The 23,595-nt window shown below is 29.1% G+C and carries 14 protein-coding genes; 12 read left to right on the top strand and 2 right to left on the bottom strand.

The genetic code is table 11. The annotated features are described in order from the left end of the window. Positions 1 to 182 precede the first annotated feature (182 nt). The gene (locus ACZ41D_RS10045) at positions 183 to 668 is read right to left on the bottom strand and encodes an SPASM domain-containing protein (RefSeq protein ID WP_464151304.1); all 486 of its coding nucleotides are present in this window, start codon (positions 666 to 668) and stop codon (positions 183 to 185) included. A gap of 176 nt (positions 669 to 844) precedes the next feature. Between ACZ41D_RS10045 and ACZ41D_RS10040 the strand changes: the two genes are divergently transcribed. From ACZ41D_RS10040 to ACZ41D_RS10030, 3 genes are all read left to right on the top strand, one after another. After that, entirely contained in the window at positions 845 to 1,201 is a 357-nt protein-coding gene (locus tag ACZ41D_RS10040; RefSeq protein WP_464151303.1) for a hypothetical protein, read from the top strand. A 120-nt stretch (positions 1,202 to 1,321) separates the two neighbouring features. Next, positions 1,322 to 1,696: a hypothetical protein gene (locus tag ACZ41D_RS10035; RefSeq protein ID WP_464151302.1), complete on the top strand. Its 375-nt coding sequence runs from the start codon at positions 1,322 to 1,324 to the stop codon at positions 1,694 to 1,696. Positions 1,697 to 1,815: 119 nt separating this feature from the next. After that, positions 1,816 to 1,965, top strand: coding sequence for a hypothetical protein (locus ACZ41D_RS10030; protein ID WP_464151301.1), 150 nt, complete (start codon positions 1,816 to 1,818; stop codon positions 1,963 to 1,965). Between the two features lie 55 nt (positions 1,966 to 2,020). Here the strand turns inward: ACZ41D_RS10030 and ACZ41D_RS10025 are convergent, their stop codons facing one another. Then, complete coding sequence (locus tag ACZ41D_RS10025; protein ID WP_464151300.1) at positions 2,021 to 2,602, bottom strand: hypothetical protein; 582 nt, start codon at positions 2,600 to 2,602, stop codon at positions 2,021 to 2,023. A 248-nt stretch (positions 2,603 to 2,850) separates the two neighbouring features. On the opposite strand from ACZ41D_RS10025, the gene ACZ41D_RS10020 reads away from it, so the two are divergent. The 9 genes from ACZ41D_RS10020 (at position 2,851) to ACZ41D_RS09980 (ending at position 23,467) form a co-directional block, all read left to right on the top strand. Further along, positions 2,851 to 4,575, top strand: coding sequence for a phospho-sugar mutase (locus ACZ41D_RS10020; RefSeq protein WP_464151299.1), 1,725 nt, complete (start codon positions 2,851 to 2,853; stop codon positions 4,573 to 4,575). 230 nt (positions 4,576 to 4,805) lie between these two features. Continuing rightward, positions 4,806 to 7,256 (top strand): sugar phosphate nucleotidyltransferase, encoded by a 2,451-nt coding sequence (locus ACZ41D_RS10015; protein ID WP_464151298.1) that lies wholly within the window; start codon positions 4,806 to 4,808, stop codon positions 7,254 to 7,256. Positions 7,257 to 7,402: 146 nt separating this feature from the next. Next, positions 7,403 to 16,042, top strand: a complete 8,640-nt coding sequence (locus tag ACZ41D_RS10010; RefSeq protein WP_464151297.1) for a glycoside hydrolase family 94 protein — start codon at positions 7,403 to 7,405, stop codon at positions 16,040 to 16,042. A gap of 311 nt (positions 16,043 to 16,353) precedes the next feature. After that, positions 16,354 to 16,932 carry a Maf family protein gene (locus tag ACZ41D_RS10005; protein WP_464151296.1) on the top strand — a complete coding sequence of 193 codons (579 nt, stop codon included), beginning with the start codon at positions 16,354 to 16,356 and terminating at the stop codon, positions 16,930 to 16,932. A gap of 14 nt (positions 16,933 to 16,946) precedes the next feature. After that, entirely contained in the window at positions 16,947 to 17,642 is a 696-nt protein-coding gene (radC, locus tag ACZ41D_RS10000) for a RadC family protein (protein ID WP_464151295.1), read from the top strand. Positions 17,643 to 17,684: 42 nt separating this feature from the next. Then, positions 17,685 to 18,710, top strand: coding sequence for a rod shape-determining protein (locus tag ACZ41D_RS09995; protein ID WP_464151294.1), 1,026 nt, complete (start codon positions 17,685 to 17,687; stop codon positions 18,708 to 18,710). A 17-nt stretch (positions 18,711 to 18,727) separates the two neighbouring features. Continuing rightward, positions 18,728 to 19,582, top strand: a complete 855-nt coding sequence (mreC, locus tag ACZ41D_RS09990; protein WP_464151293.1) for a rod shape-determining protein MreC — start codon at positions 18,728 to 18,730, stop codon at positions 19,580 to 19,582. Positions 19,583 to 19,587: 5 nt separating this feature from the next. Next, positions 19,588 to 20,088, top strand: a complete 501-nt coding sequence (mreD, locus tag ACZ41D_RS09985) for a rod shape-determining protein MreD (RefSeq protein WP_464151292.1) — start codon at positions 19,588 to 19,590, stop codon at positions 20,086 to 20,088. A 10-nt stretch (positions 20,089 to 20,098) separates the two neighbouring features. Continuing rightward, a complete protein-coding gene (locus ACZ41D_RS09980; RefSeq protein WP_464151291.1) occupies positions 20,099 to 23,467 on the top strand; it encodes a penicillin-binding transpeptidase domain-containing protein in 3,369 nt (1,122 codons plus the stop codon). Positions 23,468 to 23,595: the final 128 nt, after the last annotated feature.

Here is a 23,595-nt window from a genome sequence, read left to right as displayed (position 1 = left end):
TTAGTAAGCCAAAATGTTACGAAGAAGTGAATCAAAGGTATGCAAACTGGGGTTTTATGTATATTATCTTATATAATTTTGTATACTATAAAGTAGTATTATTAAATCGTTATTTTAGCCCAATTAAATATTTTTTGTCAGAAAAGAGTTGATCTTATTGAGAGTTAAAAGCACAGAATTGCTTACAGCTTTTTTCGTTTATTATTTAATATGTTTATTTTATAGTTTTTTAATATATTATCAACTCTAATAGTTTCATCTAAGAGAAGACTATAATAATAGCAGAGTATTGAAGGCATAATATTTAAGTTTCCGGTAACTAAATAATTATTTATTAAACATGCACCATCACATATAGGATTAAATTTACATTGTTTACACACTTCTATTCCATCGCTGCATTCAACTTTTCTTGGATCAAATTTGTGTATTAGGTTTAAACGTGCCTTGTTGTCTTCTCCTTTGTAGATATCTCCAATAATGAACATTCCACTTTTTGACTTGTTTCCCACTATTTCTTGGCAGCTATATAGTGTTCCATCAGTACCGACATTTGCGAATTTGTTGGCACCAATACCACATCTTCCAAAACCTAATAGATTTGCATTTTCATTTCTAAAATATCCATTCTTTTTTGCATAATTAATACGTTTAATTTTATGAAACATTTCATGGAAAGGTGAAAATGTTACATTTTTTTCTTTACATTATCATGATCACAAGTGCTTCTGAACGTCATATTGGGATAATATTTTAGAATCATCGGTATTTTTTTAATTAATATATCAAAGCTTCCTTAATTCTTTTTATATAGTAAAAAGGTTTTTAGGATGGAGGTGTTTTAATGGATAATGATTTTCACTTTATCTTTCAAAAAGCTAAACGTGGTGATAAAGAGGCATTGTTAGAAATTATATTACGATTTAATTCACTAATAAAAAAATATGGCAATAAATTAAATTATGACGGAGCTGATACGGATTTAATAATAGCACTTATTGAGTCTATTGATTTTATTCCAATTGAGAAAAAATTAAAAACAGATAAGGAAATTAGTCCATATATGGTAGCAGTAATAAAAAATAAATATATTAAATTAAGTAAAAAGCAAGATATTATTAATAAAATGGAAATTCCATTAAAAGAAGAAATTTTAAATGACTCATATGTAAGGGATATAGATTTGAAAATTTACTTATAGTTTAATGGACAAGCTAACGAATTTACAAAAATATGTTTTAAAGATGGTTTGTATAAATGGATATGAAGAAAAAACAGGAATATTTCCGAAAAAATATTAAAAGGAGGTTAATTGTATAATATGGGAAAAGATAATTATTTAAATAATGGAAAAGAAATAATGATTGATCCATGTTATGTTAATTGCCAAGATGCTTGTGAAGAAAGTTGTCGAAGTACGTGTGAAAAGAGTTGCCAAAGCACATGCCAAAAATCTTGCCAATGCAGTTATGAAGGATGTCAGACTACATGTGAGAGCATTTGTCAATGTTCTACTGAGGGATGTCAAGAAGAATGCCAAAGTAGCTGCCAGTGTAATGAAGAAAATAATCAAAGTGGAGGAGGTAATTCAAGATTATTAATTTCAGATATTAATGCTACTTCTATTACAGTAAAAATTTCAAATCTACAATATGAAGCTAATCTATATGACAAACTGATACAACCTATGAAATAAGTGCAGTTGTATTTACTGTAACTTCAAATACTCCAGGGAAATTTAAATATACATGCGAACTAGACCCTAATAAAGAATCGGGGGAAACAGATGAGTGTAGAGGAAATAATATAGATGATGTGTATTGCAACTGGTTGGAGGAAGATGATACAAATAGTTATATAATCGTAGTACGTGATTCTATATATTTACCTGAACAACAATGGATACCAGCTAAGCCTAATATAAGATTAAAAATTATTCTCTTAAATTACCTAGGTATTCTTTAGTTTTGTAATCATCAGGACTAATATTAATATCCCACGGGTCACCAGAAATAAAATTCTAAACATCACCAGTAATCGAATCAATTTTAAATTCTCTTAAAATCTCACAACGTGTTTGATTTTCTTTTTGTATAGCAAGTATTACTATAACATATCCTTTGTGGTAACCACCAGTTACTAAATAGCTATTTTCAGGTTTGTCAGTAATTATTTTTTCTGATAGCAGCCTTAATATTTCATCTTCACTTAATATTTCTATTTTGTCCTTGTCCATAAATAAATTAGTTATTAACGAATGACCAATATCATCATAAACATTTCCTGTATAAGGGTCTACAGCATAAGGAATTGGTGAACCAGTGGTTTCATTTGTTTTCATATAGATATAGCTTCCAAAGCAGTTATCTCCTATGTACTTAAATGTTTGCTTTTCTGAATCATCCCAATCCAAATATTTCCATAGTAATTCATATGCTTCTTCTTTTGACATTTTTTCTTTTTTTTCACCATTTTTATCTATTGAGTTTTTGTCCAAATCATTATTTAGTGATTTAACAGAGTCATCATTAGCACTATTACATCCAAATAAAGTAAATAGCATTAAGATTGATAATAATAGTAAAATAATTTTAATTTTCACACAAATCTCTCCAAATTTTCATATTAGGATAAATAAATTAATTATATTATACCATAAAATTATAAAATTTAGTACAATATGGTAAAAATATTGTATAAAAAAATATATTAAGCAAAATATGAGTTTTAATGAAATTGTAGATGAATTTTAGATTCAAGCTAATACCTAAATTAATTATTTGATATAATATAATTGAATGTGGCAAAGCATTATAGAATTAGGTAAATAATTGGATTGGAGGTATTAGTTTGAGTTATATTAAAAAATATGAAGAATGGCTAAATAATGATTATTTTGATGAAAAGACAAGAGAAGAATTAATGAGTATTAAAGACGATGAAAAAGAAATAGAAGACAGATTTTACAAAGATTTGACTTTTGGTACAGCAGGACTAAGGGGTAAAATCGGAGCAGGAACAAATAGGATGAATAAATATGTGATTGCATCAGCTACTCAAGGGCTTGCAGAAGTTATTAAGAAAAGAGGAAAGCAAGCAATGGAAAGAGGAGTAGTTATTGCGTATGATTGCAGACACTACTCTGATTTATTTGCAAAAACTGCTGCTTTAGTGCTTGCAGGAAACGGTATTAAAACTTATTTATTTGAGAGTTTAAGGCCTACTCCAGAGCTTTCTTTTGCTGTTAGAAAGCTTAAAACAATTGCTGGTATTGTAGTTACCGCAAGTCATAATCCAAGAGATTATAATGGATATAAAGTATATTGGGAAGAAGGTTCACAGATACTTTCAGATATTGCTACAGAAATACTTAATGAGATAAAAAAAATAAAAGATTTTTCTATCATTAAGTCTATGAAGGAAGCAGAAGCATTAGAAAATGGTCTTTTAAAAATAATTGGGAAAGAGATAGATGATGAATACATAGAAAAAGTAAAAAATCTTTCATTGAGAGATGATATTGATAAAAGCATAAATATAGTATATACTCCATTAAATGGAACAGGCAATATACCAGTAAGAAGAGTATTAAGAGAAAGAGGGTTTAATAATGTAACTGTTGTTCCAGAACAGGAAAATCCAGATCCTGATTTCACCACTGTAGGTTATCCGAACCCAGAAGATATTAATGCTTTTGAGTATGCTAAGAATTTAGGGAAAAAGATAAAGGCAGATTTACTTATTGCAACAGATCCTGACTGTGATAGATTAGCATGTATGGTTAAAAATGATAAAGGGGAGTATGTAGCACTTAATGGAAATCAAACAGGTGCAATTTTAATTGAATATATATTGTCTGCAAGAAAGGAAAAAGGAGATTTACCCAATAATGGTGTAATAGTGAAGTCTATTGTAACAGGAGACTTGGGAAAAGCTATTGCAAAAAAATACGGCATTGATACAATTGAAGTTTTAACTGGGTTTAAAAATATTTGTGGAAAAGCCAATGAATTTGATAAGACAAAAGAGCATACTTTTATATTTGGCTATGAAGAAAGTATAGGTTATGTATATGGGACAATTGTTAGAGATAAAGATGCAGTTATGTCATCTATGCTGTTAGCTGAAGCAGCAGGTTATTATAAACTTAAGGGAAAAACTTTATTAAATGTGTTAAATGAGATTTATGAAGAACATGGATACTATAGTGAGAAGCTGATATCTTTAGTTTTAGAAGGTATTGAAGGTCAAAAGAGAATTGAGAGAATGATGAAGGTTTATCGCAAGGATTACATAAAAGAAATTGGTGATGCAAGGTTAATTAAAAAGATTGATTACCAAATACAAAAAGAATATGACATGATAACAGGAAAAGAAAGAGATATAGATATACCTAAAACCAATGCATTGAAGTTTATTTTTGATGACGATTCATGGTATGCTATAAGACCTTCGGGAACAGAGCCAAAGATAAAAATTTATATTTATTCTGTAGGAGATGATTTAGTTCAATCAAAAGAAAAAATAAAAAGAATTGAAGAAGAAGTTATGAAAAAGTTAAATAGTATAGAATGATTAAAGCCTGATGTGTTTCAGGCTTTTTTTTACCTTTTTAACCAAATATGAATATAATTAATCTTTAAATCACAGAATATCATTATATGTTAGTTTTTATCTAATTCTTATTCAGTGTTGAGATTATTTATTTTAGAAAATTGCATAATGTATGGAAAGGTAAAATTTTAAATATATAATATGGTTTTTCATAATAATGAAAAGGAGTGGTTAAAATTAAAGCTGTAATAATGTCAGGAGGCAAGGGAAGTAGGTTAAGACCTTTAACGTGTGATATACCAAAACCAATGGTACCCATATTAAATAAGCCAGTAATGGAGTATATTATCGACCTTCTCAAAAAAAATGGAATAAATGATATTGCTGTTACATTGTCCTACCTTCCATCTGTTATTACAGAATATTTTGAAGACGGTAAAAAATGGAATGTAAATATCCAATATTTTATAGAAGAAACTCCTCTGGGCACTGGAGGAAGTGTTAAAAACGCTGAGGATTTTTTAGATAGCACATTTGTTGTTATAAGTGGTGATGCATTTACAGATATTAATATTATTGATGTATTAAAATACCATAAAGAAAAAAAATCTAAAGCTACATTAGTACTCAAAAGAGAACCTGTGCCTTTAGAATATGGTGTAATTATTACAGATAATGAAGGAAGAATTGTAAGATTTCTTGAAAAACCGAGTTGGGGAGAAGTATTTAGTGATACGATAAATACCGGCATATATGTATTAGAACCGGAAGTATTAAACTATTTTGATAAGGGAGATAATTTTGACTTTAGCAAGGATTTATTTCCTAAGCTACTTAAGGACAATGTTCCAATGTATGGATATGTTACAGATAATTATTGGAGTGACATAGGTGATTTAAGTTCTTACTTAAAAACTCAATGGGATATATTAAATAAGAAAATAGATGTAAATATTGATTATAAAGAGATTAAAGAAGGAGTATGGATAGGACAAGGAACTGAGATAAGTAATGATGTTCAGTTGAATTCACCGCTTTTAATTGGGAAAAATTGCACTATAAAGAGATCAGCAATAATTGATAAAGAAACAATAATAGGAGATAATTGTTTCATTGATGAAAAAAGTATTATTAAGAAAAGTATAATTTGGAAAAATTCCCATATTGGAAAGATGGTTCAATGCAGTGGAGCTGTTGTATGTAATAATGTCCATATTGATAATGGAGCTAGTATATTTGAAAGCTCAGTCATAGGAAAGGGAAGTGTAGTATCTGCTAATGCTACCATAAGTCCAAATATTAAGATATGGCCAGAGAAGAAGATAGAGCAAAATGCTGTAGTTAACGATAACTTAGTGTGGGGCACAAAAAAATCAAAAACTTTGTTTGGATTTAGGGGAATTTCAGGAAATGTAAATATAGATATAACACCTGAATTTTCATCTAAACTAGGTACAGCTTTTGCATCAACTATAGGGAATAATAACTGTTTCGTGGTAGGATGTGACGAAAACAATGCAAGTATCCTTGTGAAAAATTCAGTTGTATCAGGATTATTGTCTACAGGTGTTTCTGTTGTAGATATAAATAAATCTTCTATTCCAATGTGTAGATTTGCAATAAGGAATTTTGAAAGTGACGGCGGAATTCATGTAAGAGCTGATTTAAAGGATGAAAATAAGATTCATATTGAATTAATGGATAGATATGGAGCAAATATATCAAGAAATATAGAAAGAAAAATAGAAAACATTTTTAGTACAGAAGATTTTAGTAGGTGTAATAGCAAGAAAATCAAAGATTTAATAAAAGTGAATAATTTTTCTACGATTTATATAAAAAAAGGTATAGAATTAATTGGAGAAATGGATGATATAAAGATAAATAATCCTATAGTTATTATTGGTTCAAAAAATAATAGTATATTAAATACTGCAGCTGATTTTTTGAAATCTATTGGATGTTCAGTTTTGACTCAAGTTTATGATTGTCGTTTTAATAGCGAGAAGAAATATTTAAATTATATTGTAAGAGAAACTGTTAAAAACAAATGTGATATAGGTGTGTATATATCGGAAGATGGAGAAAGAATTTCTTTAGTAGATGAAAAAGGTCGATTAATTGAAAATGAAAAATATTTTGCATTAAAAACATTAGCAATTTTAAAAAGAGGTAATGTTAAAAATATTATTGCGCCATATAATCTACCAAATGTTATAGAAAAAATTGCTGAGGATTTTGATGCAAATGTATTAAGAACAAAAATTAGTCCTGCAGATGTTTTGACCAAGATGCTTAAGGGCGGAAATGAAGAGGATTATTTATTTCAGTACATATTAAATTTTGATGGTATATGGAGTATTGGCATTTTGTTAAAGTTTTTGATTGAAAAAGAATTGAAGCTTAGTGAACTCTTAGACCAAATTCCTGAATTTTATTTTATACGAAATAAAGTGAATTGTGACTGGAAAGATAAAGGGAGAATTATAAGAGAAATAATTCAAGAATATCCGGATAGAACCATTGAAATGTTTGAGGGTTTGAAGATATATGATAAAAAGGGTTGGACTTTGATACTACCAGATCATGAAAAGCCAACGTTTAATTTATATACAGAGGGTTTTACGGAGGAATATGCTAATGAACTTTCAACCTTTTTTATAGATAAAATAAACAAAATGTTAAAAAATCAAGGACAATAATGTCTTTGATTTTTTAGATAAATTAATAATATGTAAAAAAGTCTAAAAGTAAAATTATTATTTATACACTTCAGATGTGGTAACTTAAGTGTTAAGGCTGGATTTTTATATATTAAAAAAACTAAGAAGGAAGGATTGGATAGTTTATGAAGGAGTTTCTTATAGTTACAATAATATTTTCAATTATTTTAGTTATTATGAAAAATATAGAGTTGAAGAATAGAGAGATTATAACATTAAAAGATATTTTGTTAGATATAGAAGCCCTTCAAAAGCATGCAGTAGATATAGCAAGAAACCATTCTGTTTCTAAAGAGGCTAAATTTAGCAGGACCCTTATATATAGACTAGATAACAATTTTAAGTGTATTGAAAATACTTATAAAATACTTAATAAAAAAAGAAAAGAAGATTGGAGCTATGAACCTGCTATTGATTGGTTATTAGATAATTTTTTTCTTGTAGAAATTCAATATAGAAGCATAAGACAAGATCTTAAAAGAGATAGATATTCAAAATTGCAAATATTAAGTAATGGTAAATTAAAGGGGTATCCGAGAGCATATGCTATTGCACTAGAATTAGTATCTCATACTGATGGTAATTTAGATGAAGAACATTTTACTAATTTTATTGATGCTTATCAGACTCAAACTATTCTTTCTACGAATGAGATATGGTATCTATCGATTATGTTAAGGATAGCTTTAATTGAATACATAAGAGTAGTGAGTGAAAAAATACTTAATAACATTTTAGCATTAGAAAAAATAGAAAAATTAGACCTTAATGAAGGAATTGAAGACTTATTAAATGCAATTCAAAAAGGTGTAGGTAGTTTAGATAAAAATATGAAAATATATGCAAGCCAATTAATAAAAAAATTAAAGAAGAGTGAAAATACAAAAATAAATGTATTAGACGAAATTTTAACTATATACGGTACAAATGTAGATAAGATTGTTGAGCAGGAACATCAAGAACAGTTAAATAGAAGGATAGCTATAGGTAATGCTATTATGAGTTTAAAAAAGATAGCCACAATTGATTGGAATGACTTATTTGAATCTTTGAGTATAACAGAAAAAATATTGAGGAAAGATCCCAGTAATATTTATTCGAAAATGGATTATAAGTCTAGAGAATATTATAGAAGAATTGTAAACGGGTATGCACATAAGTTTCATGTACATGAAACTTATGTTGCAAATAAGGCTATAGAGTTATCCAGAGCTTGTTATGATAATGGATTTGAAGATAGAAAATGTCACGTAGGATATTATATAGTAGGAAAAGGGAAACTAGAATTATTAAATAGTTTACCAATAAAGAGAAAAATAACAAAAGTAGGATATAATCTTTCTTCCTATTTACTGCCTATTTTTCTGCTTACAGCTTTATTGTCTTTAGTATTTGCATTTTATTCTTATAAAAAATCACTTAATATTTTTATTAGTATAGTTGTTTTTATTACTGCCTTAATACCTATGAGTGATATTAGTATTTCTTTAATTAATTGGTGTTTTATCCGTAAAGTTTCTCCTGCGTTTCTTCCTAGGCTTAAATTTAGTAATAAAATACCTGAAGAAATGTCAACATTAGTGGTAATAACGACTTTACTTTCTAATGAAAAACAGGTAATTGAATTAATTAAAAAGTTAGAAATATATTACCTAGGAAATAAAGAGGAAAATATATATTATGGCATAGTTGGAGATTTTAAAGATTCTTTTTCCTCAAATTCAGATGATGACGAAAGAATTATTAATAGGGTAGTAAGTGAAATTGACAGATTAAACAAAAAATATCATACGGATGTCTTTCACTTATTTATAAGACATAGAAAATATAATAAAACACAGAATAAATGGATGGGCTGGGAAAGAAAGAGGGGAGCAATAGTAGAACTCAATAAGTTATTACTTGGTTCTGAAAAAACATCATTTTCTATAATTTCAGAAAATGTTAGTAATATAATAAATAAAATTAGATATGTAATAACCCTTGATGCTGATACTTTCCTTCCTATGGGAGCGGCTAAAAAACTCATAGGGACTATTTCTCATCCAATAAACAAAGCTGTTTTTGATGAAGATAAAAAGATAGTTATAGAGGGTTATGGATTAATTCAACCTAGAATTGCTGTAGATATTGAGAGTTTTAGCAAATCAGTGTTTTCAAAAATATTTGCTGGAGAGTGCGGAATAGACATTTATACAACAGCTGTTTCTGATGTTTATCAAGATGTATTTGGAGAAGGTATTTTTACTGGTAAAGGTATATATGATATTGATATATTTGAGAGATCCTTGTCAGATGCAATACCTGAGAATTCAGTCTTGAGTCATGATTTGTTAGAAGGAAGTTATGTAAGAACTGGGCTAGTAACTGACATTGAATTAATAGATGGATATCCATGGAAATATAGTTCCTTTGTTATGCGATTACATAGATGGACAAGAGGAGATTGGCAACTTATACCTTGGCTTAAGAAATATGTATTGAATAGGAAATGTAAAAAAGAAATAAATCCTATATCTTCTCTTTCAAAATGGAAAATACTAGACAATTTAAGAAGAAGTCTTTTGTTACCTTCACTATTATTAGTATTCGCACTAGGGTTAACTATTTTTCCGGGTAATTTTATAGTTTGGCTAGGCTTGGTTTTTCTAGTATTGGATTTTCCTGTTGTTTTAAGAAGTATAGAATATCTTTTTGGAAGAAAGCATATAGGAAAAAGATATAGAACAAATTTAAAAGTATATTCTAGTGTTGAAAGAATATTACTTCAAGGAGTTTTGTTGTTTGTATTTTTACCTTATCAAAGTTATATGATGATCGATGCTATTTTTAGGACGTTATATAGACTTTTAATATCTAGAAAGAACTTACTAGAATGGACAACTGCAGCAGACGCAGAAAAAAATTTAAAGAACGATTATCTAAGCTATGTTAAGAGGATGAAAGTATCAATAGTATTTTCATTGTTAATGATAATTTTATCTTTCTTCAAAGGAAAAATATATCCTATATACAGTATATCCATAGGAGTTATATGGATGATATCACCATTTATTGCTTATAAGGTCAGTGTTGAACAAACTAAAAATAAACTAGACATTTCCAATCAAGATTTACGTCTATTGAGAAGGATAGCAAGAAAGACATGGAGATATTTTGAGGATTTCGCCGATAAAGACAATAACTACCTCCCCCCTGACAATTATCAATTGAATCCATATAATGGAGTAGCATATAGAACTTCACCAACTAATATAGGATTTTTATTAATATCTATTTTAAGTGCAAGGGATTTGGGGTATATTACTACCACTGAGATGGTAAATAGAATAGATAAAACTATAGCTACATTAGAAAAAATGGAAAAGTGGGAAGGACATTTTTATAATTGGTATAATACAAAAAATCTTAAACCATTAATGCCTTTTTTCATTTCCTCTGTCGATAGTGGCAATCTTATAGGATACATGATGACTGTTATGCAAGGGATAAGAGAATATCTAAATAAACCTTTAATAGATTCCATTTTTGTGCAAGAGATAAATGAAACATATAAAGAGTTTTCAGATAGTAGCGGATTTAGTGACCAATCTTTAAAAATCAGCTATAATAGCAGTTTGTGGGAATTAAAAAAGTGGATAGATGATACTATAAAAATGATTTCTGATGAATCCATTAATGAAAATAACTGCTATAGAATATTAAGGATGATAAAAAAAGAGTTGGATTTTCTGTTACCGAATAAGGAAGTAATTGATTATGATAAAAATGTAAAATTAAAACAAATTAGTAATATTGTTAAAGAAAGTTTACATTCTATTGACAAAAATACTTCTTTGTTGGATTTAAGAGATATTTATGATAATTTAGTAAAACAATTGGAAGATAATTTAAGGTATGAGAATATTGATGAAAAAAATACTTTGAATATAGAAAATTTAAGAAAACATATTAAAGAAAAAAAAGACAATGCAGACGAGGTAATAAAAAATATTGATAACATCTATAAAAGATTAGAAAAGATAGTTAATGAGACGCGTTTTGATAAACTTTATGACTCCAAAGTAAATTTAATTTCTATAGGATATAATGTAAGAGAAAAGAAGCTTATAGATTCATATTATGACTTATTAGCTTCAGAAGCGAGAATAGTGAGCTATATAGGAATTATTAAAGGTGAGATTCCTAAAAGTCATTGGTTTAAGTTAGGAAGGTCATTAACTGAAATTGATAAATATAGAGGCTTAGTATCATGGACTGGTACTATGTTTGAATACTTAATGCCTAATCTAATACTTAAGAGTTATGACTATACTCTTTTAGATGAAACTTATAGAACTGCTATTAGAGCACAAAAAAGGTATGGACAAAACCAAAGCATACCTTGGGGGATTTCAGAGTCTGGATATTTTTCTTTTGATATGCAGTTAAATTATCAGTATAAGGCATTTGGCATACCTAAGTTAGGTCTAAAGAGAGGTTTGTCAGATGATATAGTTGTGTCTCCTTATTCTACATTTTTAGCTCTTAACTTTGACTATGATGATGCTATGAAAAACATAAGAGAGTTTATTGATAAAAAAATGGAAGGGATATATGGATTTTATGAAGCAATAGATTTTACAAAAAAACGACTTCCCTATGGAAGTAATTATGAAATAATTAGAAGCTATATGACTCATCATCAGGGTATGAGTCTAGTGTCAATAAATAATATTTTAAATGATAATATAATGCAAAAAAGATTTCATTCATTTCCTCATGTAAACATGGGTGAAATATTGCTTAAAGAAAGGATGCCTAATAATATCGTTGTATCTAGCAAAAATTATTATTTGAACCAAACTCAAGAAACTGCTAAAGAAAATGTTATGATAGAAAGAGTATATGGACTAGAAGATATAAAAGATATTGAATGTCAAATGATATCTTCTGGAAGATATTCACTTATGATAACTAATAGAGGTGGTGGTTTTAGCAAAAAAGGGGATATATTAGTTAATAGGTGGAGACGAGATAACTTACTAGGCAAATACGGTAACTATATTTTTTTAAGAGATTTGAAAGAAAACAAAGTATGGTGTTCTACATTTGAGCCATTAAATATTTTGCCTGAAAAATATGATGTGTCTTTTACAAATGATAAAGCTAAGTTTTCAAGAAAAGATGGAGATATAGAAACTCAAACAGAAGTTATTGTTAGTTCAGAAGAAAATGCAGAGATTAGAAAAGTTAGAATATCAAATCATGGTGATGAAGTAGCTATGATTGAAGTAACAAGTTATATGGAATTAACTATGACAAGATTAGAAAGTGATTTAGCTCACCCGGCATTTAGCAATTTATTTGTGCGCACAGAGTATATACCTAAATATGATAGCATTTTAGCACATCGAAGACCTAGAGGTGAGGATGAAGAATATATTTGGGCAGTTCATTCTGTTGTAACTAATGGTAATATGGTAGGAAGCGTTGAGTATGAAACAAGCAGAGAAAAATTTATTGGAAGAGGCAGGGATGTATCTAATCCCAAGGCATTAAATAGGCCTTTGACTAAAACGGAAGGTGTTGTATTAGACCCAGTTATGAGTTTAAGGGTGAAAATCATTATTAAGCCTAGAGATACTTCAGAGGTTATTTTTATAACTGGCATTGGTGAAGATAAAAAAGAAAGCTTATCAATTGCTCAAAAGTATAAAGATATGAATATGGTTGAACGTGCCTTTGAATTATCTTATAACAGAAGTTTTGTTGAGGCAAGTTATTTAAACTTAAAAGGATCAGAAATAAAACTTTACCAAAATATGATTCCTCACTTACTATTTCTTACTCCAATTAGAAGAAAATATGATAAATATTTAAAAAATAATTGTAAAGGACAATCTGGATTGTGGGCTTATGGAATATCAGGAGATAACCCTATAGTATTAGTTTCTATAAAGGAAGAGAATGGTATAGGAAGTATCAAACAAGTGTTAAAAGCACATGAATATTGGGCAATAAAAGGACTCAAAGTAGATTTAGTAATATTAAATGAAGATAGAGGTGATTATTTACAATCTTTATATCAGAGTATAAAAGACATTGTAAACAGTAGCAATAGCAAAGGAAGATTAGATTCTCCAGGAGGAATATTTATAAGAAAAGCAAGTGAAATACCTGAAGAAGATAGAATATTACTTTATGCGAGTGCTAGAATTATTTTAAAATGTGGGAAAAAACCTATAGCTTCACAAATCAATTATAAAAGTAACAGTCAAACTTACATGCCGTTTAAAAATTATATTGGTAAGAAAATTAAGTATGTAAACAAAGATGAAACTTTAGAGTTAATGCATTTTAACGACTATGGTGGTTTTGCTAATGATGGAAAAGAGTATATTATTAAGCTTACTAAAGATATAAATACCCCTAGACCTTGGATAAATGTTATTTCAAATAATAATTTTGGATTTGTAGTAACGGAAAGTGGTGGAGGATTTACTTGGTCTGAAAATAGTAGAGAAAATAAGATTACTCCGTGGTCAAATGACCCAATATCTGATATGCCCGGTGAGATTATTTATACTAAAGATGAGGAAACAGGTGAGATTTGGACAGTGACACCTTTACCTATAAGAGAGAAGGAAAGTTATATAATTACTCACGGGATAGGATACTCAACAATATCTCATAATAGTCATGGTATTCAACAAAGTTTAACTGTATTTGTACCTGTTGATGAACCAATTAAACTTAATGTTCTTAAGATTAAAAATATTTCAAGTATTAAAAGAAAATTGTCTTTCACTTATTATATAAGACCTGTATTGGGCGTAGATGAAAATAAAAATCAGTTTTTTATAAAAACAGAATTAGATGATAAAACTGGTGCAATTCTAGTAAGAAATCCATATAATACGGACTTCCCTAATAGATTAACTTTTGTTGATACGTCTGAAATTGGAAGAAACTTTACCTGTGATAGAGTAGAATTTTTAGGTCAACTTGGTAGTTTGAGAGAACCTGAAGGTCTTAAAAGAGAAGGACTTTCTGGAACTGTTGGTTGTGGTTTTGACCCTTGTGTTGCTTTGCAGGTTACCTTGGAAATTGGAGTAAATGAGGAGAAAGAAGTAATCTTTTCTCTTGGACAGGAAAAGGCAATAGATTCATGTAGATCTTTGATAGAAAAATATAAAGATGTAACTAATGTAAAGATAGCTTTAATTAGAGTAAAAGAATATTGGGAAAATATATTGGAAACATTACAAATAAAAACTCCAGATAATTCTATGAATATTTTAATTAATTCATGGCTTGTTTATCAAACAATATCCTGTAGAATATGGGGAAGGTCTGCATTTTATCAGTCAGGAGGAGCCTATGGTTTTAGGGATCAGCTTCAAGATGTAATGAATATGATATATTTATTACCTGAACAAACAAGAAACCAAATATTATTGCATTGTAGGCATCAGTATGTTGAAGGCGATGTACAACATTGGTGGCATCCTGGAGGGACTAAGGATGAAATTGATAAAGGGATTAGAACAAAATTTTCAGATGATTTATTGTGGTTACCTTATGTAGTAGCTGAATATATAACTGTTACTGAAGATTACAGTATATTAGACGAAGTAGTAAGTTATATTGAAAGCGACCAATTGGGAGAAAATGAGATGGAAAGATATGAAATTACTAGTATTTCTAAAGAAAAAACAACTGTTTATATCCACTGTATAAGAGCAATAGAGAGAAGTTTATCATTTGGAGTACATGGTATTCCTTTAATAGGAGGAGGAGATTGGAATGACGGTATGAATAAGGTTGGATCAAATGGTAAAGGGGAAAGTATTTGGCTTGGATGGTTTTTATGTGACATATTAAATAAATTTTCTCGTATATGTAAAATGAAGAAAGACCACTATAGACAGGCAAAATTTGAAAAGGTTTCAAAAGAAGTAGCAAATGCTATTGAAAAAACAGCTTGGGATGGGCAGTGGTATAGAAGAGCTTATTTTGATGACGGAACCCCTTTAGGTTCAGCTCAAAATAGTGAATGCATTATTGATTCTATTTCTCAGTCATGGGCAGTAATATCTAAAATGGCGAAAGAAGATAGAAAAAAAATTGCAATGAGTTCAGTTGAAAATTATTTAATTAGAGAAGAAGAAGGGATTATTTTATTGCTTACTCCTCCGTTTAATAAAAGCAATATGGAACCAGGATATATTAAAAGCTATGTTCCAGGAGTGAGAGAAAATGGTGGGCAATATACTCATGCAGCTGCATGGGTAGTAAATGCTTTTGCTATGATGGGCGATGGTGATAAAGCTTACAAACTATATCGTTTATTAAATCCTATTAATCACACTAGAACCAAACAGGAATGCAATATTTACAAGGTTGAACCTTATGTGATGGCTGCAGATGTTTATGATATTGAACCTCATAGAGGTAGGGGAGGATGGACTTGGTATACTGGTGCAGCAGGGTGGATGTATAAAGTGGGTATTGAAAGTATTTTAGGATTTAGAAAAGAAGGCAATAGGTTAATTATAAATCCTTGCATACCTAGAAATTGGAAGGGATATTCAATACGATATAGATATAAAAATACAGTTTATAATATAATAGTAAAGAATCCTTATGAGGTGAATAGAAAAGTAAAACATATATTAGTGGACGGAAAAATAATAAAAGAAAAACAAATTAAACTTTTTGATGATGGAAAGGAACATAATATTGATGTTACACTAGGGGAGAATGCTGCAAAAGGGTTATAGCATTTTAAAGCTATAACCCTTTTCGTATTTTAATTTTAAGATATTTGTTGAAAAAAGAGTTTTTCTTATTTTGGTATTTAAGAAATTATGCAATTTCCTCAACCAAATAAACCTTCTAAGTTAAAGTATTAATAGCAGAAAAAGTAACTTGTAAATGATTTTCTTTAATGTTAAACTTAATATGTGTAATATTGTGTATTTTTTCGGGAATAATTATCTTAGTTAAAAATTTAATTTATTGACAAAATGAGGTTAATATTTATAATTAATGGTATAATGCAATATTAAAAAAATTTAGGTGAGTGATATTAATGACAGAAATAATATTGGCTTCTTCTTCACCTAGAAGAAGAGAGTTATTATCTAAATATAATATCAATATTAAGATATTTCCGAGTAATATTAAAGAAAAAATATCTGGAAAAGAAGAGCCAGCTTGCTTAGCAATGGCTTTGTCATATGAAAAGGCACTTGATGTGTCAAAACGAGTTAAATGTCAAAGTGTTATTATAGGTGCTGATACTATTGTATATAAGGACAAAATTTTAGGAAAACCAAAATCTGAAGAAGATGCGTTTAAAATGTTAAAGTTTTTAAGTGGAAAAAAGCATGAAGTTATTACAGGCATATCATTGGTGAAATCTGGAACTAATATGAAATTTGTTGATTATGAAAAAACTATTGTAAAATTTAGAGATATTACTGAAGATGAAATAAGAGAGTATATAAAAACTGGAGAACCTATGGATAAGGCAGGAAGCTATGGTATACAAGGATATGGTGAAATTTTTGTGGAATATATCATTGGTTCTTATTCCAATGTTGTAGGACTTCCTATGTCAAAACTTGATTGTATGTTAGAAAAATATTTTGATATTTGTCTTTTATAATTTAGGAGGATATCATGAATAGCGATTTAAACTATACAATTAAGGATTTACCTGAGGAAGAGAGGCCAAGGGAAAAACTTTATAGATATGGTTCAAAAGCATTATCTAATCCAGAATTATTGGCTATAATAATAAGGACAGGTAGTAAAGAAGAAACTGCTATAGAAATATCTCAGAGGTTGCTTGCTATGGATAAAAGAGGTCTTGCCCTTTTAGCGGATATTTCTTTTGAAGAATTAACATCTATTAGAGGAATAGGAAAATGTAAAGCTGCCCAAATATTGGCTGCTATAGAATTAGGTAAGAGAATATCTATAGCATGTAATATGGAAAAAATAAAAATTACTTCTCCTTTAGATGTAGTTAACGTATTAATGGAAGAAATGAGATATTTAAAGAGAGAACATTTTAAAGTTGTGTTACTCGATACCAAAAATCAGATAATTTCTATAGAGAATGTATCAATAGGAAATTTGAATTCTTCTATTGTTCATCCAAGAGAAGTATTTAAAATAGCAATAAGACGGAGTAGTGCATCTATGATATTAGTTCATAATCACCCAAGTGGTGATCCTACACCTAGTAGTGAAGACATATCTATAACAAAAAGATTACTTGAAAGTGGCAAAATACTTGGGATTAGTATACTTGATCATATAATTATTGGCAATAAGACATATGTTAGTTTAAAAGAAAAAAATATAATATAAACATCTATGGAAATGAGATGAAGTTAGGAGGAGCTAAAGAAGATGGGATTATTAAGTTTTTTTACTAAAGATTTAGGAATTGATTTAGGAACAGCAAACACATTAGTTTTCGTTAAAGGTAAAGGAATAACTATTAGAGAACCTTCTGTTGTAGCAATTCAAGCTCATACAAAAGAAGTTCTAGCTGTAGGAGAAGAAGCAAAAAAGATGATTGGGCGAACTCCAGGCCATATAATCGCCGTAAGACCTTTAAAGGATGGAGTTATTGCAGATTTTGATGTTACGCAAACTATGTTAAAATTTTTTATAAAAAAAGCAAATACAAGGCATTCTCTTGTGCAACCTAGGGTTGTAGTGTGCATACCTTCAGGAGTTACTGAAGTGGAAAGGAGAGCAGTAGAAGAAGCTTCTGAACATGCTGGGGCTAGAGATGCTTATTTGATTGAAGAACCAATGGCTGCTGCAATAGGAGCAGGATTACCTGTTCAAGAGCCAACAGGGAGTATGGTTGTTGATATTGGAGGAGGGACTACTGAAGTAGCAATAATTTCGTTAGGAGGAATAGTTACTAGTAGGTCTATTAGAATAGGTGGAGATGAATTAGACCAGTCAATAGTTTATTATATTAAAAAAGAGTATAATCTTATGATAGGAGAGAGAACTGCCGAATATGTTAAGATTAAAATTGGGTCTGCTGATGCAAAGTCTAAAGATAAAAAAATACAAGTTAGAGGTAGAGATTTAATATCCGGATTACCTAAAACTATTGAGGTTACATCTTCGGAGATTAATAGTGCTATGGAAGAGCCTATTTCCAATATTATTGATGCTATAAAATATACTCTTGAAAAAACTCCACCTGAGTTAGCTTCGGATATAATGGAACAAGGTATAATGCTTACAGGTGGAGGAGCATTATTAGATGGTATAGATAGAGTAGTTAGAAGAGAAACAGGAATGCCTGTGAATATAGCTGAAAGTCCTTTAGATTGTGTTGCTTTAGGTACTGGTAAGGCTTTAGAGAGTATAGATTTATTAAAAAAAGCTAGTGTTAAAAGAATAGGCTAAACAAGTGGTGATGATTTATGTCTGATTTTAAAAAATTTGGAGATAGAATGATAGTAACTATAGTTACTGTCATTCTTATTATAATTATAAGCGTGACTGCTGGAGGAAGAGGCAGGATAACTTTTGCAGAAAATATTTTGGGCAAAATTATTACTCCTATACAAAGGGTATTTTACAATGCTGGAGAATATATATCAGGTACATTTAATTCGATTGCAAGTATTTCAAAATTAAAAGAAGAAAATATGAACTTAAAAAAAGAAATTACTAAACTTAAAAGAGAAAATATGTATTATGAGGATATTATATCAAGAACAGAATACTTAAGAAATGAATGGATTTTAGAGAATAATTCTAAATTTAACCTTGTAAAAGCTGAAATTATCGGGAAAAATCCCGGCAACTGGTTTGATAGATTTATTATTAATAAAGGATTAAAGGATGGTATAAAAAATGGTGACACGATAATTCAAGGAATTAATGTTGAAGGAGAAATTATTGAAGAAGGACTAATAGGTAGAGTTGTAGAAGTAGGAGATACTTGGGCAAAAGTGATATCTATTATTGATGAAGGCAGTAATGTCAGTTTCAAAGTAATAAGAACTCAAGATGGAGGAGTGCTTTCTGGGAGCGTGAATGGTAAACTTAGCGGTTATCTATTTGATTCTAAGGCTGATGTAGTAAAAGGAGACAAGCTTGTGACATCAGGTCTGGGAGGCGTTTTTTCCAAAGGAATATATATTGGTGAAATTAATGAGGTTACGAAAACAAGCGAGGATTTAATGAAAAAAATTGAGATTGAACCGGCTATAGATTTTAAAAAAATAGATAATGTTTTTGTAGTAATTGAGAATAAAGAAGCAAGGGAGTAATGACTTTGCAATACTTAATAATAAGTTTGATTATTTTGATAAATTTTCTTTTACAGACAACAATATTTCAATATATTGGAATAGTGGGGATTGTTCCTAATACATCTCTTGTTTTAACTGTTTGTTTTGCTTTGCAAAAAGGCAAAAAAACAGGACCTTTATTAGGTTTAGTTATGGGAATTTTGCAAGATATCTTTTTTGAAAGAGCCATAGGAGTCAATGCTCTTTTATATTTTTTAGTTGGATATTTTATGGGTTTGTCGGAAGAAAAATTATTTAAAGACAATATTATGATTCCTATAATATTTACTGGAATAGCAACTCTTTTTTATCATTTAATTTATTACTTTTTCATGTTTTTTATGGGAGTTAATGTTAGTCTTGCATATATTATGCAAAGAGTTGTATGGTTAGAGCTTGTATACAATTGTATTGTTGTTATCCCTATTTTTAAATTGATAGCTAAGATACATAAGAAACCTTCTATTAGCTTTAAGAGGAAGTAGGTGATAAATATTGAAACTAATAGATAGACTTAAGGATAGATATAATATTTTGCTTATATTGACATTCGTTATTTGTTTGATTTTATCTTTTAAATTAGCAACTTTAACAATAGTTGAAGGGGATATGTATAGAAATAAAGCAGATAATCAAAGAATTAGAAAGTTAACAATTACTGCTCCTAGAGGAGAGATAAGAGATAGATATGGGAGACTTTTAGCGGGTAATAAACTAAGTTTTACAGTTCAAATATTAAAAGATGAATTAAATATAAAAGATTCTACTGAACGTAACAAAGTTATTTTAGATTTAGTTAGTATTTTAAACGAAGATAGCGTAGAATATATAGATGAGTTTCCAATTAATATTAATGAGTTTATATATAAAGATGAAAGCCAATATTTTAATGATACAAAAAAACCTCAAGAAAAGGTAATAGACTTGATATTAGAAAATGATTTAATAGATAATTTAATATTGAGTCATTCTAATGAAAATGTAAATGATAAGGAAGTAAATTTTATAGTTGCTAAGAGAGCTATTGATATTTTAAGAGCTGAAAAAATGAGTGTGCCTATAGAGGTCAAGTTAGGTGAAGATAATTTCTTAGCTTTTTATTTTACAGAAGATGTTGACATAAAAGAGTGGAAAAAAAATAATAATATACCTTTGGATATGACTGCAAAAGATGCTCTTTTGAGACTTGTTGGAAATGATAGGAACATACTAAGAAAAATATTAGATAATCCAGTTGTTAGAAAATTATGTTTTGAAATTCTTAATGATAATAATTTAGCTTCAGATATTGCGTTAGATCAGTATTCTTTTAGTTTTGATCAAGAATATAGAAATATCAAAAGGTCACTTATGAAGAATTTTAGTGAAGTAACTATGACAACTACTGCAAAAGAGGATTTTGTGAATATTGTTTTACACACTTCTATAAATGACTTATTAAGTAAAGTCATTGTCAAAAAAGATGATGATGGTAAAGTAATTGAAACAATTGTACCCGGTAAGATATTGTTAGATAAATTGGAAGAGAATAATATATATTCTCCAATTGATATTGAAATAGATACTAACTCTAATACTGTAGAATATCGATTTAAAAGTGAAAAAGACAAAGCAAGATTTTTGTCTGAAGAAAGTCAAGAAGATGAAATAGACCCATTAGATGCGTTAATCTATTTAGGAATTAAAACAGGTTTTATTAAAGATGTAATAGTCGATGATAAAATAAAAGTAACTAGTCAGGAATTAATTTTAGGTAAGAATATAAATCCTAAAATATCAATAACAAATTGGGAGTATGTACCTATAAACAATAAAAATAATTGGATGAAAAGGTATAATATTCCTTTAAATAGTACAGCTAAAGAAGCACTTCAGTTTTTGAAAAATAGATATAAGATTGATTATGAAATAAGTGATTATTATTTAAGAAGTATGCTTGTTATTTTGGATCAAATAGATAGTAGAGTTTATGGTTCTTATCAACCAATAAATATTGCTTATGATATTAGCAATATAACAGTGGCTAAAATAGAGGAAAACAAATTAAATTTGCCAGGAATTAACATTTCTACCGAACCAGTAAGATATTATCCAATGGGAAAAACTGCAGCCCATATATTGGGTTATTTAGGTAAAATTTCTCAACCATTTGAAATTAATAAATATATAAATGAACTTGGCTATTCTCCAAATGATATTATAGGTAAGATGGGTGTAGAAGAAAAATTTGAAACGTACTTAAATGGGAAAGATGGATTTAGACGAGTTGAGGTAGATGCTTTTGATAATACCATAAATGTAATTGATGAGGGAAAATATACACCTGGAGATAATTTGTTTTTGACAATAGATGCTAAACTGCAAAAAACTGCTGAAGAATCTCTTAAGCAGGCATTGGAGCAAATACAAATAGGTGGAGAGTATAAGAGTAAGTGGGGTAATTATAAATATGGTATTAATAAGAGTAAAGGACAACCATATAAAAATGCTACTTCAGGTGCTGCAGTAGCAATAGATGTTAAAACTGGTGAAATTTTAGCTTTAGCTAATTATCCTGCTTTTGATCCCAATTTATTTGTTACAGGAATTTCAGCTAGTGATTGGGAGAGTTTATTACCAGAAAATGAAGAAGACCCTTTGGCTCCTAAGCCATTATATAATATTGCTTTACAGACTGCTATCCAACCCGGTTCTACATTTAAGATGATAACTGGATTGGCTGCTTTGGAAAATGGATTTAGTCCAGATAAAAAAATTAGAGACATGGGATATGTTGAAATTGGCAATAGGAGATTTGGCTGTTGGATATGGAATAGTTATGGAAGAACTCATGGATATGAAAATCTATATGAAGCCATAAGAGACTCATGTAATTACTATTTTTATTCTTTAACTTTAGGTGAAAATCCAAGAACTGGGGAAGATTTAGGAGTTCAAGTTGATATTGAAGATATAATAAGATTATGTGAACAATTTGGATTGAATAAAAAAACAGGTATTGAAATTGATATTCCTGCTGAATCTTCAGGAATTGTTCCCAGCCCTAATAAAAAGGTAAGTAGTATGAAATGGAGTTTAGAGAGATTTTTAAGAACTAATATTGAAAAATACATTATGGACGGAAAGAAATTAGATGATGAGGAATTAGAAAAAATAATATCGGAAATTTCTAGTTGGACAGAGCTAAAAACTCCTTTGTCTCGTAACGAAGTTATAAGAAGATTAAAAGAAATGGGTGTAGATGGAGAAAAAATATTAGAAGGAGAAAGAGAAAACCTTGCAGATAAAATTAAGTATACCTATTTAAATCAAGCTGGATGGAATGCAGCTGACACTTTAAACATTTCTATAGGGCAAGGTGAAAATTCGTATACTCCTATACAAATGGCAAACTATGTGGCTACTCTGGCTAATGGGGGATACAGGCATAAAACTAGTGTAGTAAAAGAAATTAAAAAATATGATAATAGTGAGATTACCTATGAGCCTGAACGATATTCTGAAAGAATAAATTTAAATAATTACGAAAATCTTGAAATAATTAAAAAAGGTATGTTACTTGTTACTACAGAAGGAAGCGCAAAAAGTATATTCAAAAATTTACCTGTCAAAGTTGGAGCTAAAACAGGAACCGCACAGAGAAGTGGCATAAACCCAGTTACTGGTGAAACTTATGATGAATATGCTTGGTTTGTAGCTTTTGCTCCATATGATGATCCTCAAATAGCAGTTTCAGTCGTAATTTTTCAAGGAGGAAATGGAGGATATGCTGGTCCTGTTGCCAGAGATATTATTGCAGAATATTTAGGATTAAATAACTTGACAAAAAATGAGTTTTTGTATGAAAATAAACTGGTAAGGTAGGTGTATTTCTGCTTTTAAGGTAGGTGTATTTCTGCTTTGCCAGTTATTTTTTTAGATAAATTAAGAAGGATTTATTTTAATAATATAGAATATTAAACTAATGGTAATATTGTTGCAGATGTAATGGA

It is taken from the genome of Brassicibacter thermophilus, assembly GCF_055378355.1.
This window is presented reverse-complemented; position numbering and strand designations above follow the sequence as displayed.

Excerpts from the sequence above, each read along its gene's own strand:
- ACZ41D_RS10045 (WP_464151304.1), bottom strand. The coding sequence starts at position 668 with ATGTTTCATAAAATTAAACGTATTAATTATGCAAAAAAGAATGGATAT.
- ACZ41D_RS10040 (WP_464151303.1), top strand. The coding sequence starts at position 845 with ATGGATAATGATTTTCACTTTATCTTTCAAAAAGCTAAACGTGGTGAT.
- ACZ41D_RS10035 (WP_464151302.1), top strand. The coding sequence starts at position 1,322 with ATGGGAAAAGATAATTATTTAAATAATGGAAAAGAAATAATGATTGAT.
- ACZ41D_RS10015 (WP_464151298.1), top strand. The coding sequence starts at position 4,806 with ATGTCAGGAGGCAAGGGAAGTAGGTTAAGACCTTTAACGTGTGATATA.
- ACZ41D_RS10010 (WP_464151297.1), top strand. The coding sequence starts at position 7,403 with ATGAAGGAGTTTCTTATAGTTACAATAATATTTTCAATTATTTTAGTT.
- ACZ41D_RS10005 (WP_464151296.1), top strand. The coding sequence starts at position 16,354 with ATGACAGAAATAATATTGGCTTCTTCTTCACCTAGAAGAAGAGAGTTA.
- radC (WP_464151295.1), top strand. The coding sequence starts at position 16,947 with ATGAATAGCGATTTAAACTATACAATTAAGGATTTACCTGAGGAAGAG.
- ACZ41D_RS09995 (WP_464151294.1), top strand. The coding sequence starts at position 17,685 with ATGGGATTATTAAGTTTTTTTACTAAAGATTTAGGAATTGATTTAGGA.
- mreC (WP_464151293.1), top strand. The coding sequence starts at position 18,728 with ATGTCTGATTTTAAAAAATTTGGAGATAGAATGATAGTAACTATAGTT.